At 37.1% G+C, this 13,964-nt stretch carries 14 protein-coding genes; 7 read left to right on the top strand and 7 right to left on the bottom strand.

Annotated features, from left to right (window positions below; genetic code table 11):
* Positions 1–48 precede the first annotated feature (48 nt).
* From ftsX to ftsY, 3 genes are read right to left on the bottom strand one after another with little or no spacing between them, the layout of a single operon-like run.
* The gene (gene ftsX, locus FIT70_RS05085) at positions 49–945 is read right to left on the bottom strand and encodes a permease-like cell division protein FtsX (RefSeq protein WP_139874733.1); all 897 of its coding nucleotides are present in this window, start codon (positions 943–945) and stop codon (positions 49–51) included.
* Positions 946–1,608 (bottom strand): cell division ATP-binding protein FtsE, encoded by a 663-nt coding sequence (locus FIT70_RS05080; RefSeq protein ID WP_139868149.1) that lies wholly within the window; start codon positions 1,606–1,608, stop codon positions 946–948. It lies immediately after the preceding gene.
* A 15-nt stretch (positions 1,609–1,623) separates the two neighbouring features.
* A complete protein-coding gene (ftsY, locus tag FIT70_RS05075) occupies positions 1,624–2,790 on the bottom strand; it encodes a signal recognition particle-docking protein FtsY (RefSeq protein WP_139931011.1) in 1,167 nt (388 codons plus the stop codon).
* Between the two features lie 93 nt (positions 2,791–2,883).
* Here ftsY and FIT70_RS05070 point away from each other — a divergent pair, with 93 nt between their 5' ends.
* Genes FIT70_RS05070 through gloA form a run of 6 tightly spaced genes read left to right on the top strand, consistent with a single transcriptional unit; the run spans position 2,884 to position 7,236 of the window.
* The gene (locus FIT70_RS05070) at positions 2,884–4,248 is read left to right on the top strand and encodes a M16 family metallopeptidase (RefSeq protein ID WP_223255697.1); all 1,365 of its coding nucleotides are present in this window, start codon (positions 2,884–2,886) and stop codon (positions 4,246–4,248) included.
* A complete protein-coding gene (locus tag FIT70_RS05065) occupies positions 4,238–5,542 on the top strand; it encodes a M16 family metallopeptidase (RefSeq protein ID WP_189340845.1) in 1,305 nt (434 codons plus the stop codon). The genes FIT70_RS05070 and FIT70_RS05065 overlap by 11 nt, the downstream gene beginning before the upstream one ends.
* 3 nt (positions 5,543–5,545) lie before the next feature.
* Complete coding sequence (gene rsmD, locus FIT70_RS05060; protein ID WP_139879873.1) at positions 5,546–6,106, top strand: 16S rRNA (guanine(966)-N(2))-methyltransferase RsmD; 561 nt, start codon at positions 5,546–5,548, stop codon at positions 6,104–6,106.
* Entirely contained in the window at positions 6,093–6,584 is a 492-nt protein-coding gene (gene coaD, locus FIT70_RS05055) for a pantetheine-phosphate adenylyltransferase (protein WP_049814349.1), read from the top strand. Before rsmD ends, coaD begins: the two co-directional genes overlap by 14 nt.
* A 2-nt stretch (positions 6,585–6,586) precedes the next feature.
* Positions 6,587–6,844 carry a YfhL family 4Fe-4S dicluster ferredoxin gene (locus FIT70_RS05050; RefSeq protein ID WP_139868143.1) on the top strand — a complete coding sequence of 86 codons (258 nt, stop codon included), beginning with the start codon at positions 6,587–6,589 and terminating at the stop codon, positions 6,842–6,844.
* 2 nt (positions 6,845–6,846) lie between these two features.
* Positions 6,847–7,236, top strand: coding sequence for a lactoylglutathione lyase (gloA, locus tag FIT70_RS05045; protein WP_139928878.1), 390 nt, complete (start codon positions 6,847–6,849; stop codon positions 7,234–7,236).
* Here the strand turns inward: gloA and dnaJ are convergent, their stop codons facing one another.
* The 4 genes from dnaJ to waaC form a co-directional block, all read right to left on the bottom strand.
* Positions 7,237–8,358 carry a molecular chaperone DnaJ gene (gene dnaJ / locus FIT70_RS05040; protein ID WP_028818259.1) on the bottom strand — a complete coding sequence of 374 codons (1,122 nt, stop codon included), beginning with the start codon at positions 8,356–8,358 and terminating at the stop codon, positions 7,237–7,239.
* A 61-nt stretch (positions 8,359–8,419) separates the two neighbouring features.
* Complete coding sequence (gene dnaK / locus FIT70_RS05035; RefSeq protein WP_139870545.1) at positions 8,420–10,348, bottom strand: molecular chaperone DnaK; 1,929 nt, start codon at positions 10,346–10,348, stop codon at positions 8,420–8,422.
* 70 nt (positions 10,349–10,418) lie between these two features.
* Positions 10,419–10,949, bottom strand: coding sequence for a nucleotide exchange factor GrpE (grpE, locus tag FIT70_RS05030; protein WP_139868137.1), 531 nt, complete (start codon positions 10,947–10,949; stop codon positions 10,419–10,421).
* A gap of 82 nt (positions 10,950–11,031) precedes the next feature.
* On the bottom strand, positions 11,032–11,991 hold the full coding sequence (gene waaC, locus FIT70_RS05025) for a lipopolysaccharide heptosyltransferase I (protein ID WP_139931009.1): 960 nt from the start codon (positions 11,989–11,991) through the stop codon (positions 11,032–11,034).
* A 145-nt stretch (positions 11,992–12,136) separates the two neighbouring features.
* Between waaC and edd the strand changes: the two genes are divergently transcribed.
* Positions 12,137–13,951, top strand: coding sequence for a phosphogluconate dehydratase (gene edd / locus FIT70_RS05020; RefSeq protein WP_139870543.1), 1,815 nt, complete (start codon positions 12,137–12,139; stop codon positions 13,949–13,951).
* The last annotated feature ends 13 nt before the right edge of the window (positions 13,952–13,964 follow it).

Raw genomic sequence — 13,964 nt, 5'->3', positions numbered from 1 at the left:
GGTTCCTTAAATAATAAATTAACCTAATAAATACAATAGGTTATATGGCTAGAATTTCTTAATCGATTGATTAATGGATATGAAAGATGCTGCGACAGCGATCAAAATCGAGCCGCCTACGATGAATAAATATTCCAAAGGTTTTAAGTCAATAATACTAAATTGAGCTCCATAAAGAGCTTCAACCTCAATGACGGTTTGATTTAAGAAAATTACAATTAATTTGAGTGCGATGGCAGCAGTTAATCCACCGCCAAGCCCGTAAATAAATCCGCTGTATAAAAAAGGCCTTCTAATAAATTGATTAGTTGCGCCAATTAATTTGCTCAGTTCAATTTCTTCATGGTGGGAAGTCATTTGAAGACGAATTGTATTTCCAATAACTACCGTAAGCATAGAAGCAAGTAAAACTGAAGCCAAAAGAATAGCTTTATTTGCCAAATGAAGGACCGAGTTCAATTTTTTAACCCATCCCGTATCAACAACCACTTGATCTACACCATCAAGTTTTTCTATGAATGATTTTAGGTCCACGATTTGATTTGGATTCACTGTATTGGGAGAAATAAAGAAGGCATCAGGTAATGGATTTTCAGATAGCCCATTATTTGAATCATTAAAGCCCATCGATTTTTGGAGCTTAGGCCAAGCCTCTTCTTTTTTCACAAAATGAAAGCTATTAATTTCGGAACGATTTTTTAATTCTTTTTCAATTTTATTTTTAGCATCGGATGAAGTGTCTTTTTTTAAAAAAATACTTATTTGTGATTCATGCTGAATGGTCTCAGAAATAGACTTTAAATTTTGCACTACAAGAAAAGATATGCTCGGTAATATAAAGGTAACGCCTATGACTAAAAACATCATAAGTGTAGAAAGTAATGATGCATGACTTCGCTGAAGCGCTTTAAGAAACATCTGATAGTGACCAGTTAAATAGCTCATTTATTGCTCAGTAATTTTTATGAGATTGCCGTCTTGTAAATAAAGTTGTTTATGTTTTTTTGAAACTATTGGCATTTCATGTGTTGCAATAATTACGGTTACACCAAGCTCTTGAAAACTGTAAAAGAGACTCATAATTTCATCTGCATATTTTTTATCTAAATTTCCTGTGGGCTCGTCTGCAAGAAGAATGGAAGGCCTACATGCAATAGCTCTCGCAATAGCGAGACGTTGCTGTTCGCCACCTGATAAGCTAATTGGCATTGATTTTTCTCGGTTTAGTAATCCAACCTTGTCTAATGCTGCCCGAACACGACCTCTGATATCATTGACCTCTACTTCGTTAATTTCTAATGCTAGCGTAATATTTTCAAAACAATTGCGATCATATAAAAGTTTATGGTCTTGAAAAACTAAACCAAATTTTCTCCTAATGTAAGGAATAGAAGCATTTTTTACTTGGCCCAAATTTTGATTCTCGAAAATAATCGTTCCATGAGTAGCAGGTTCAATGGCCGTTATTAATTTTAATAGTGTTGATTTTCCTGCTCCTGAGGGACCGGTAACAAAAACAAGCTCACCAGCATTAATTTCAAAAGTAATATTTTGTAATGCCCCTAAATTTCCTGGATATCTTTTATGAACCTGGTCAAATTTGATCATTGATAAAAGCCGATTTTAAAAAAGTGCATCAACATACTCTTTTGCATTAAAAACTTTTAGATCATCTATAGACTCTCCTACGCCAACATATCTTAATGGGGTAGGTTGTTCTTTAGCGATAGCTGCAATTACGCCTCCTTTGGCTGTACCGTCAAGCTTAGTTAAAGCAAGACCTGTAATTCCTAAGGCTTCATTAAATATTTTGAGCTGACTGATAGCATTTTGGCCAGTATTAGCATCTAAAACGAGAAGAATTTCATGGGGAGCTTCCAAATGACATTTATTAATTACACGTTTAATTTTTGTAATTTCATCAATTAAATGTTTCTGGGTCGGCAATCTTCCTGCTGTGTCAGCAATAACAATATCAATATTTTTTGCTTTTGCAGAATTGATTGCATCGAAAATTACAGCACTTGGGTCACCGGAAGCTTGTGAAACAACGTGTACATTATTTCTTTCGCCCCAAACTTCAAGCTGTTCTGTGGCGGCTGCACGAAAAGTATCGCCTGCAGCAATCAAGACAGACTTATTTTCTTCAAGAAAAATTTTAGTCAGCTTTCCAATGGTGGTTGTTTTGCCTGCACCGTTAACCCCAACTACCATAATAACAAAAGGGCTTGTGCCTTCTAATACAAGTGGATTTTCAATAGGCGTTAAGAGTTCGATTAATTTTTCTTTAAGCAAGCCTTTAATCTCATCTGCATTTTCAATCTTATTTTTTTTGATCGAGGCCCTTATGCTATCAAGGAGGTAAGTGGTAGCCGAAATACCCACATCAGAAGTAAGTAATATAGTTTCTAACTCTTCAAAAAGGGCCTCATCAATTTTTTTGCCAGTAAATAAAGAGGTAAGTTCGGTTGTTAACTTTTCTCTGGTCTTAGTAAGACCCTTCTTTATCTTGTCTGCAAAACCAAAAAAACCACCTTTTTTCTCTTCTTTTGGAGGCGCTTTTTCTTCTTTAATCTCGGGAGGTTTATTTTTTAAAGCTTTTGGAGGAGGCTTAATTGAGGACTCAGGTTTTAAAGCTTTTTTCTTTTTTGGGAGATTGGGTGTTTTAGTAACTATTTGTTTGGGTGCAGCAGAGGTCTTCTTCTCTGGTTTTTTAACAACTTCTTTTTTTACCGCAGGCTTTTTCTCTGGGCTATCTTTTTTAATGATTTTTTTTAGGAATTCAAACATTTTTTAAAATTTTAAGAACTTAATGAGATAAAGAAAAGTCTACGAAACATTCATATTCATTATAATAGCTAAATCATCCAAGGACGAGACGCGTTGTTAAAAAATATTTTACTTCTTTTGTTGTTGTTTCCAAGTTTGCTCTTAGCACAAACTCAAGAATTTAAGCTTTCCAATGGGTTAAAAGTTTTTGTGAGAGAAGATCATCGCTCACCTGTGGTTGTATCTCAGGTTTGGTATCGAGCAGGGAGTCTTGATGAGGTGAATGGGAAAACTGGAGTAGCTCATGTTCTCGAGCATATGATGTTTAAAGGAACCAAGAAAATTAAGGCTGGTGAGTTTTCAAGGTTGATCGCAAAGGCAGGTGGAAAAGAAAATGCATTTACAGGCGCCGACTATACCTGTTATTTCCAGCAGCTTGAGAAATCAAATCTCGAACTTTCATTCAGGTTAGAGGCCGATCGCATGCAAAATCTTAATTTATCTAAGGAAGAATTCGATAAGGAAATTAAGGTTGTAATGGAGGAGCGAAGATGGAGGACTGACGATAAACCAACTTCACAAGTAAAAGAACAATTTGCGTCAACAGTTTTTAAATCTCACCCATATAGCAGGCCCGTAGTTGGATGGATGAATGATTTAGAAAACATGACAGTAGAAGATGCGAGAGAATGGTATCAAAACTGGTATGCACCCAACAATGCAATTCTTGTAGTAGTTGGAGATATTCAAGCTAATGATGTGCTTAATTTAGCAAAGAAGTATTTTGAAAAAATTCCTGCACGAAAAATTCCAGAAAGAAAACCTCAGGTTGAGGCTAAACAAATTGGTGAAAGAAGATCGGTTATTAAGGCGCCAAGTGAATTATCCTATCTATTAATGGGTTATCAAGCACCAACTCTAATGGATCCTTTGGGCAATAATGAATCATCTTGGGAGCCTTATGCCTTAGAGATGTTATCTAATATTCTGGCTGGGAATGGTTCATCAAGACTTAATCAAAACATTGTCAGAAATCAACGTTTGGCAGTGAATGTGAGCGCTGGATATGACTCAACATCCAGAGGAAGAATTAGTCTTTTTGAGTTAGAGGGCACTCCAAATGACTTTAAGAAGATCAATGAGCTTGAAAATGCATTGCTCCAAGAAATTGAGAAAATTAAAAAAGATGGCGTAACCCAGGAAGAATTAGATAGAGTTAAATCTATGGTCATCGCAAGCGATGTATACCAAAAAGACTCAATGTTCGGGATGGCGATGGAAATTGGTCAACTTGAAACAATGGGTTATTCATTTCACTTAAGTGATGGTTATATTGAAAAAGTAAATAGCGTTACTTCTGAACAAATAAAAAATGTAGCTACGAAATACTTAACTCGAGATAAATTATCTATAGTAATTCTCGACCCTCAGCCAATGTCGGAAGCTACCTTACCGAAGGGGCGGCCTCATGTTCATTAAATTCATTCAAATTATTTTCTTGTTTGTATGTTTTATGCAAAATTCTTTTGCTGCATTAAAAATTGATACATGGAATACACAAGCAGGGACAAAAGTTTTTTTTGTCGAGAATCATGACCTTCCTATACTTGATATCAATATAAATTTTTTTGCAGGTAGCGCCCAAGATCCTGCTGGCAAAGAAGGTCTTGCTAATTTAACTCGTCACCTTATGAATTTGGGAGCTGGGGGCATAAATGAGGAAAAGTTAGCTAATCAATTTTCAGATATTGGAGCAGTCATTAAAGGGGATGTTGATCTCGACAGAGCCTATTTTAAATTAAGAACACTAAGCTCCTCTTCTCAAAAAGACAAAGCGCTTACTCTTTTTAAAAATGTAATTCATTCACCCGATTTTCCAGTGCAAGTGATAGACAGAGAAAAAAATAGATTTATTGCAAGCATTAAGCAAGCGATGACTCAGCCGGAAGCAATTGCTAATTTGGCATTCATGAAATCTATATATGGTGAACATCCCTATGCGCATGATGAAGCAGGTAGCATCGAGACGCTTCAAAAGTTAAATCAAGAAGATTTGAAACAGTTCTATAAAAACTATTATTTATCATCCGAAGCTTCTATTGTAATTGTTGGCGATCTTAATATTGATGAAGCTAAAAAAATAAGTGAATCAATCAGCCAAGGATTGCCTCAAGGAAATGCAAAACATAAAATCAGTGCTGTAACAGCCTCAAATTACGTTGGCGTTAAAAAAATACAACATCCTGCAAAACAGGCGCATATTTTGATGGGCATGCCTGCATTAAAGCGCGGAGATAAAGATTATTTTCCTCTTTATGTTGGTAATTATATTTTAGGAGGTGGTGGTTTTGTATCAAGGCTAACTGAAGAGGTCAGAGAAAAAAAAGGACTAGTTTATAGTGTCTATAGTTACTTTATGCCTCTCTACGCTGAAGGCCCCCTTGAAATTGGGTTGCAAACTAAAAAAGAACAAGCAGATGAAGCGCTTACTATTGTAAATAGCACGATTAAAAAATTTATCGATGATGGGCCTACTGAAAAAGAACTTATTGCTGCTAAACAAAATTTGGTCGGGGGATTCCCTTTAAGGTTAGATAGCAATGCAAAAATTGTTGATTATCTAAGTATGATTGCTTTCTATAACCTACCTATTTCTTATATCGATACTTACATACAAGAAATTAATAAAGTTACTACTAGCCAAATAAAGACAACATTTAAAAATAAAATTGATCCTAATAAACTTACGACCATAATTGTTGGTGCAGAATAGTTTTTGAAGACAGTAAAAAATCAAGTCAAAATTATTGGCGGAGAGTGGAAAAGAAAAAATATTTCTTTTATTGATTCTCCAGGACTGCGGCCTACCCCAGGCAGAGTTAGAGAAACTCTATTTAATTGGTTAGAACAGGATTTAACCGGTAAAGTTTGTTTAGATCTCTTTTCGGGCTCCGGTGTCATCGGCTTTGAATCTCTTTCCAGAGGCGCTCTAAATGTAGTTATGGTTGAAAAATCCCCTCAGGTTTTTAAAACAATTCAAGAAAATAAAAAACTTCTACAAGCTGACCGAGCGTCTCTTCTGCTCACGGATGCGCTGATGTTTCTTGAGAAGAATAATACTAAGTTCGATATTATTTTCTGCGATCCACCTTTTAATGAGGGCTGGGAAGGTAAATTATTTCCTCAATTAGCTAACCATTTAACGGCGGATGGGCTAATATACTTTGAATCAGAAGTGAGCTTAAATGAATATAGTTTATTTAAAATAATAAAAAAAAGAAAAGCAGGCAATGTCTATTACCATCTAGTTACATTAAAAAATAATGACTCAATCTAACCTAGCTATTGCTATCTATCCAGGAACGTTTGACCCTATTACATTAGGTCACGAAAATATTGCTCATCGTGCCACAAGAATTTTCGATAAAGTTATTGTGGCTGTCGCTTCCAATTCAAGTAAACAATGCTTTTTCTCTTTTGAGGAAAGAGTAGGCTTAGTGAAGGCTGTATTTAAAGAGTACAAAGAAATTGAAGTTATTGGTTTTAATGGACTTTTAATGGACTTTGTTGAAGCACAAAATGCTCAAGTTGTTATTAGAGGGCTCAGAGCTGTTTCTGATTTTGAATATGAGTTTCAATTAGCAGGCATGAATCGTAAATTATATCCAAATGTTGAAACGCTTTTTTTAACACCTTCTGAGCAATTTACTTTTGTATCTTCGAGCTTAGTTAGAGAAGTCGCTACCTTAGGTGGGAATATAGAGCAATTTGTATCTCCAATCGTCAAGGATGCTATGAAAAAAACTGGACGTTAATCATGGCATTAATGATTACGGACGAATGTATTAACTGTGATGTATGTGAGCCTGAATGTCCAAATAATGCAATTTATCAGGGGGTTAACATTTACGAAATTAATCCACAGTTATGTACGGAATGTGTTGGACATTTTGATAAGCCTCAATGCCAAGAAGTATGCCCGGTAGATTGTATTCCTCTCCATCCTGAATACACAGAGTCTAAAGAAGATCTTATGCTCAAATATCATCAACTGCAGAAAGACAAAGTGAATTAGATATGCGTGTCCTTCATACCATGATTCGTGTCAGTGATTTGGAAAAATCACTCACTTTTTATACTAATATTTTAGGCATGAAACTCTTAAGACTTTATGAGTATCCAGAGGGAAAATTTACATTAGCCTTTGTGGGTTTTGGAGATGAAAAAGACCATGCTGTGATTGAGCTTACTTATAATTGGGGTGTTACATCATATGATAAAGGTAACGCTTTTGGGCATATTGCAATTGAAGTTGAAGACGCATATAAAACTTGCGAGCTAATTAAAAGTAAAGGTGGAAAAGTTGTTCGTGAAGCTGGTGCGATGCAACATGGGACAACGGTAATTGCTTTTATTGAAGATCCAGACGGCTATAAAATTGAGTTAATTCAAGCAGGTACTTTTTAATTAATCAAATAAGCCTTTCATTTTATCAAGCCAACCCTTTGATTTTGGGCTGTGCTTGCCTCGATCTAATTGATTGATTTCTTCAAGTTCTTTTAACAATTCTTTTTGTCTGTCTGTCAGCTTAACGGGTGTTTCTATAGAAACATGACAATGAAGGTCACCAGGTGAACTTTGTCTTAATGGTTTAATGCCCTTACCTTTTAATCTGAATACAGCCCCAGTTTGTGTTTCAGCAGGGATTTTCATTTTTGCATGTCCGTCTAAAGTGGGTACTTCAATTTCACCACCAAGAGCTGCAGTAGAAAAGCTGATTGGCATTTCGCAATGCAAATTTCCACCATCACGTTCAAATAAATCATGTTTTTTAAGATGAGCTACAACGTAAAGATCTCCTGGTGGACCACCATTTATGCCGGATTCACCTTCACCTGACAATCGAATACGATCGCCTTCATCTATGCCTGAAGGAATTTTGACGGATAGTGTTTTAGTTTGTTTGACACGGCTAGCTCCATGACAAGTTGAACAGGGTTCTTTGATAATTTTTCCAGTTCCATGACACTTAGGACATGTTTGTTGTACAGAGAAAAACCCTTGTTGCATTCGGACTTGGCCATGGCCATGACATGTATCACAAGAGACGGGTTGTGTGCCCGGTTTAGCGCCACTCCCTTTACATGGCTCACAAGAAGTCATGACAGGGATGCGTATTTTTGTTTCCGTTCCCTTTGCCGCATCTTCTAAACTGATTTCCATGTTGTATCGAAGATCAGCCCCTCGATATACATTAGATTTTTGACCGCCACGACCACCGCCAAAAATATCGCCAAAGATATCACCAAAGGCGTCATTAAAATCTGAAAATCCTCCAGATCCAGGGCCACCCATGCTGGGATCTACACCTGCATGACCATATTGATCGTAACTTGTTCTTTTTTGTGAGTCCGACAGTATTTCGTAAGCTTCTTTAGCTTCTTTAAAATTTTCTTCAGCTTTTGGATTATCAGGATTTCGATCAGGATGAAATTTCATCGCAAGCTTACGATAAGCTTTTTTTATTTCATCTTCTGAAGCGTCACGAGATACACCAAGAATCTCGTAATAATCTTTTTTAGTTGCCATGGTATTTTTTCAAATAATAAAACAACATCAGAATTTCTGATGTTGTTTTAGTGGTTAAAGGTTATTTGTCTTGTTTGTCTTGCTTTACTTCTTCAAATTCAGCATCAACAACTTCAGCATCCACCGTTTTTTCTTCCTGAGGTGCTGAGTTAGAGTTAGGTTGTTGTGCTTGTTGTTCGGCATATATTTTCTCACCTAGTTTTTGCGATGATTCCATAAGCTCTTTTGTTTTAGCTTCAATCTCTTCTTTATTGTCAGATTTCAAAGATTCTTCTAGAGATTTTATAGCAGTTTCAATTTTTTCTTTTTCTGCAGCATCTAGTTTATCTCCATGGTCGGTGATAGATTTTTTTACTGAATGAATCATGCCATCTGCAGAGTTTTTAACATCTACAAGCTCTCTAATTTTACGGTCTTCATCTGCATACTTAACGGCATCATCTTCCATTTTTTTAATTTCTTCTTCGCTAAGCCCGCTATTTGCTTTAATCGTAATTTTATTTTCTTTGCCAGTAGCTTTATCTTTAGCTGATACATGCAAGATACCATTAGCATCGATGTCGAATGTTACTTCAATTTGCGGCGAACCCCTTTGTGCAGGAGGTATGTCAGTCAAATTAAATTGACCCAAGCTCTTATTGCCTGAAGCAACCTCTCGCTCACCTTGAAGCACATGAATTGTCACAGCATTTTGATTATCTTCCGCTGTTGAGAATACCTGAGATGCCTTTGTAGGAATGGTAGTATTTTTCTTAATAAGTTTAGTCATAACACTTCCTAGTGTTTCAATGCCTAAGCTCAATGGAGTAACATCAAGAAGCAACACATCTTTTACATCACCTTGAAGAACACCTCCTTGAATTGCAGCGCCCACAGCTACGGCTTCATCAGGATTGACATCTTTTCTTGGCTCTTTACCAAAGATGTCTTTTACTTTTTCTTGGACTTTAGGCATGCGACTTTGCCCACCCACTAAAATGATATCTGTGATGTCACTTCCAGAAACGCCCGCATCCTTCATTGCAACTTTGCAAGGCTCAATTGTTCTTTCGATAAGATCATCTACAAGAGACTCAAACTTTGCGCGCGTGATTTTAACGACAAGATGTTTTGGGCCGCTCGCATCAGCAGTAATATAAGGAAGATTAACTTCAGTTTGTTGGCTACTTGAAAGTTCAATCTTTGCTTTTTCAGCTGCTTCTTTAAGGCGTTGTTTAGCAAGCAAGTCATTTCTTAAATCGAGCCCATTTTCTTTTTTAAATTCATCTGCCAAGAAATCAATTAAGCGATTATCAAAGTCTTCGCCACCAAGAAATGTATCCCCATTGGTTGAAAGCACTTCAAATTGATGTTCGCCATCCACAGTAGAAATTTCAATTATGGATACGTCAAACGTCCCGCCACCTAGGTCATATACTGCAATCTTTCGATCACCTTCTTGTTTATCTAAACCAAAAGCAAGTGCAGCTGCGGTAGGCTCATTGATGATACGTTTAACTTCAAGACCTGCAATTCGGCCGGCATCTTTAGTTGCTTGGCGTTGACTATCATTAAAGTAAGCAGGAACTGTAATTACAGCTTCTGTGACTTCTTCACCCAAATAGTCTTCAGCCGTTTTTTTCATTTTTCTTAAGACTTCAGCTGAGATTTGGGGTGGGGCCATTTTTTGATCACGCACTGTTACCCAGGCGTCACCATTGTCAGCTTTTGAAATTTCATATGGCATTAAGCCAATATCTTTTTGTACTTCTTTTTCTTCAAAACGACGACCAATTAATCGCTTTACAGCAAACAACGTATTTTTTGGATTTGTGACTGCCTGTCTTTTTGCTGGCGCGCCAACTAGGATTTCGCCATCATCTTGATAGGCAATAATTGAAGGAGTAGTTCTAGCACCTTCCGCATTTTCAATCACCTTAGGCTTCCCGCCTTCCATGACAGCCACACAGGAGTTTGTTGTTCCTAAGTCAATACCGATAATTTTAGCCATTTTTTTTCCTTAAAAAATCTGTTTAATTTGATAGATCTATAATTGGGATGATCTTGAATATTTCAAGAGCTTAAGTACTTTTAGTTTTTGAGACGGTTACCAAAGCTGGTCTTATGACTCTTTCGTTCAATAGATAACCTTTTTGAAGTACTGTTAAAATTTTATTTGGCTCTTCTTCTGATTCCACCATACTGATTGCCTGATGTTGATTAGGATCAAATTTTTCACCTAATGCTTTAATCTCATTGATACCAAATTTTTCAAATACATTGATTAATTGTTTTTGTGTAAGCTCAACCCCGTTTTTATAGCTCTCGAGATTCGCATTCTCAACAGTAAGGGCAGCATCAAGGCTGTCTTTCACAGAAAGTAATTCGCCGCTAAATCTTTCTAGTGCAAATTTTCTAGCTTTATCGATATCTTCAATAGAACGTTTTCTTATATTCTCGCCCTCAGCTTTAACATAAAGAACCTGCGCTTCAGCTTCAGCTAATTTTTCTTCGAGGAGCTTTAGTTTATCTTCTGGACTATCAGTAGTAGATTGATCTGAATGATTTTCTGACTCATCTATGGGAGTATTATTTTTATCTTCTGCGTTCATATTTTTACCTTTTAAATCTTTTGAAAATAGTGCGGGTTAAAACAAATTTGGGGGTGAAGTAGTAAATTTCAAGAGGGTAGAGTTAAATAATTGCTTCAATTTGAGAAATCGTGGATTCTGGGGTGGGCGTCACACCTATCTCACCTAGGTTAACTGATGGCACCTTAATGTTAGGATAAACGCCAGTGAGGTAAGGGTTGCTATCCATATAAAGGCCAATCGTTGGAATACCCAGGGCATTGCCAAGATGGGTGAGTCCAGAATCAACGCCTATGATGCATTTAGCTCCTGAAATAACATTAGCGAGATCACTGATATTCATTTTAGGCAGCACTAAAGAATTAGTTGAGGCTTTGCGGAGAGCTTTAGAAAAATGATATTCCTCAAGATTACCCCATGGCAAAAGGACCCTTAAACCTAGCATATTGAAAAATTGAATAACTTTGAGCCAATGTTCCTTAGGCCATTGCTTTGATTTTTTGCTAGATCCATGAATCAGAACGACATAGCGCTCAGAAAGATTGAAGTTGTTGATATTATGAATCTCTAATCCAAAATGAGCTGACTGATCTAACAATTCATATTGAAAACATTTAGAGGCTAATTCTCGATTGCGAACAACTGCATGAATTTGCTTTGATACAGTATGCGTGTATTTATAAAAGTAAGAGGCGGCTCCTTCTCGGATAGAGGTTTTATCAAAGCCATGAATATCCCCACGTGTAAAGAGAGTAAAAAAAGCACTTTTTAAAAGACCCTGAAAATCAATAATAATGTCGTAATGATTTTCTCGGATAGCCTTAATAGATTTATACAGTCCAATCCAAGTTGACTTTTTTCTAAGATTTTTTTTCCACGTTCTCAAAGAGATCGTAATAACAGAGTCAACTCCTGGATGAAGTCTCGGCACATCTGCGAAACATTCCTCTACAAGCCAATCAATCGAGCTCTCAGGGACAAAATATTTAATATCATTAATGACTGGTAAACAGTGAACAATATCGCCTAGTGAGGATGTTTTAATGATAAGTATGCGAACCATATAAAGAATTTTCTCATATAAATCAATGCCTATAAATCATTTATATAATTAATTCATATTTAATCGTTTGACGCTTACTGAGTGTTTCTAGGATAATCTGTCATAGAGAGAAATTTTTATTCATTCAACCAAACGAATCTATTAAATGAAAAATTCCATAGTCGAAATTACCGAGAGAATTAAAGAAAAAAGTAGACCAACACGCCTTGCTTATTTGGCGCGCGTAGATGCCATGCTTCAAAGGCAGCGAGGAGCAGATCGCTTAGGTTGCGCTAACGTGGCACATGCAATCGCCGCTCTTCCTAAAAATGACAAATTAAGAATTGTTAGTGAGAAGAAACCTAATATTGCGATTGTGACGGCTTATAACGACATGCTTTCAGCGCACAAGCCTTATGAAAATTATCCTTCAATTATTCGCGATGAAGCGAATAAGCTAGATGCTACTGCTCAAGTAGCAGGTGGTGTCCCTGCCATGTGTGATGGAATTACACAAGGCGAACCAGGTATGGAATTAAGTTTATTTTCTCGAGATACTATTGCGATGTCTTCAGCAATTGCCTTATCACATGATGTCTATGATGGCGCTCTAATGCTGGGTATTTGCGACAAAATTGTCCCTGGTTTATTAATCGGCGCTTTGCATTTTGGACATTTACCTACAATTTTTGTGCCCGCAGGACCAATGTCTACCGGCCTCGACAATACTTCAAAATCTAAAGTACGTGAAAAATATGCTCAAGGATTGGTGGGGCGCGAAGAATTGCTGGCTTCTGAGTCTGCTGCTTATCATGGTGAAGGTACGTGCACATTTTATGGCACTGCAAATAGCAATCAAATGTTGATGGAGGCTATGGGTCTTCATATTCCAGGCGCTGCATTTATTCATCCACGTGAAGATATTAGAGAAGAAATTACGCGCGAGTCGGTGCGGTCTCTCCTGAATATTATTAAAAATAAACATAATAAACCCATAGGTAAATTAGTAGATGAGCGAGTGATAGTCAATGCGATGGCAGCCTTACTAGCAACTGGCGGATCAACAAACCATCTTATTCATTGGGTCGCGATTGCAAGAGCTGCAGGCATTATTATTGACTGGACAGATTTTCATGATCTTGCGAAGTCAACGCCATTATTAGCAAGTATTTATCCAAACGGCAAAGCTGATGTCAATGAATTTCAAACCGCAGGCGGGCCTGCATTTGTGATTCGTGAGCTCATTGAGACTGGATGTATGTATCCGGATGTGATGACTATCAGTGAAGGTGGCTTAAAAGAATATACAAAAAAACCTAGCAAAGAAAACGGCAAAATTATTTGGACTGATCTACCTAAAAAAAGCGGTGATGACACCATTGTCAGGACTGCAGATAACCCATTCAGTGAATCAGGCGGACTTAAATTGCTGAATGGTAATCTCGGACGATCAGTCATTAAAATATCCGCTGTTCCAGAAGATCGTTATATTATCGAAGGCCCTGCAATTATTTTTGATACACAAGAAGAACTTTTAAGCGCATTCGATAGAGGAGAACTTGAAAAAGATTTTGTTGCAGTCGTAAGATTCCAAGGACCTAAAGCAAATGGAATGCCAGAATTACATAAACTTACACCACCTCTAGCTGTGCTTCAAAATAAAGGGTTTAAAGTGGCAATAGTTACGGACGGAAGAATGAGTGGCGCTTCAGGTAAAATTCCAGCCGCAATTCATTTAAGTCCAGAGGCTTCAGCAAATGGACCTATTGGAAAAATCCGCAACGGCGATACGATCCGATTGAATGCGTTGGTAGGGACTCTCAATGTTTTAGTTGATGAAGATACATGGCATGAAAGAGAATATGAAGTACTCTCAGACAAACATAGAAATGATAATGCTCATGATATTGGCCGCGAGTTATTCGCGGGCATGAGAAAAAATGTGCTATCTGCCGAAGAAGGGGCAGTCACATGGCTTTGATAATATAAGGACA

Source organism: Candidatus Methylopumilus universalis (assembly GCF_006364435.1).
Lineage (GTDB): Bacteria > Pseudomonadota > Gammaproteobacteria > Burkholderiales > Methylophilaceae > Methylopumilus > Methylopumilus universalis.
The sequence above is the reverse complement of the archived record's forward strand: the minus strand, read 5'-3'. Positions and strand labels throughout refer to the sequence as shown.

Bases quoted from the DNA above. Each gene is read 5' to 3' on its own strand.
- ftsX (WP_139874733.1), bottom strand. From the start codon at position 945: ATGAGCTATTTAACTGGTCACTATCAGATGTTTCTTAAAGCGCTTCAG.
- FIT70_RS05080 (WP_139868149.1), bottom strand. From the start codon at position 1,608: ATGATCAAATTTGACCAGGTTCATAAAAGATATCCAGGAAATTTAGGG.
- ftsY (WP_139931011.1), bottom strand. From the start codon at position 2,790: ATGTTTGAATTCCTAAAAAAAATCATTAAAAAAGATAGCCCAGAGAAA.
- FIT70_RS05065 (WP_189340845.1), top strand. From the start codon at position 4,238: ATGTTCATTAAATTCATTCAAATTATTTTCTTGTTTGTATGTTTTATG.
- coaD (WP_049814349.1), top strand. From the start codon at position 6,093: ATGACTCAATCTAACCTAGCTATTGCTATCTATCCAGGAACGTTTGAC.
- FIT70_RS05050 (WP_139868143.1), top strand. From the start codon at position 6,587: ATGGCATTAATGATTACGGACGAATGTATTAACTGTGATGTATGTGAG.
- gloA (WP_139928878.1), top strand. From the start codon at position 6,847: ATGCGTGTCCTTCATACCATGATTCGTGTCAGTGATTTGGAAAAATCA.
- dnaJ (WP_028818259.1), bottom strand. From the start codon at position 8,358: ATGGCAACTAAAAAAGATTATTACGAGATTCTTGGTGTATCTCGTGAC.
- dnaK (WP_139870545.1), bottom strand. From the start codon at position 10,348: ATGGCTAAAATTATCGGTATTGACTTAGGAACAACAAACTCCTGTGTG.
- grpE (WP_139868137.1), bottom strand. From the start codon at position 10,949: ATGAACGCAGAAGATAAAAATAATACTCCCATAGATGAGTCAGAAAAT.
- waaC (WP_139931009.1), bottom strand. From the start codon at position 11,991: ATGGTTCGCATACTTATCATTAAAACATCCTCACTAGGCGATATTGTT.
- edd (WP_139870543.1), top strand. From the start codon at position 12,137: ATGAAAAATTCCATAGTCGAAATTACCGAGAGAATTAAAGAAAAAAGT.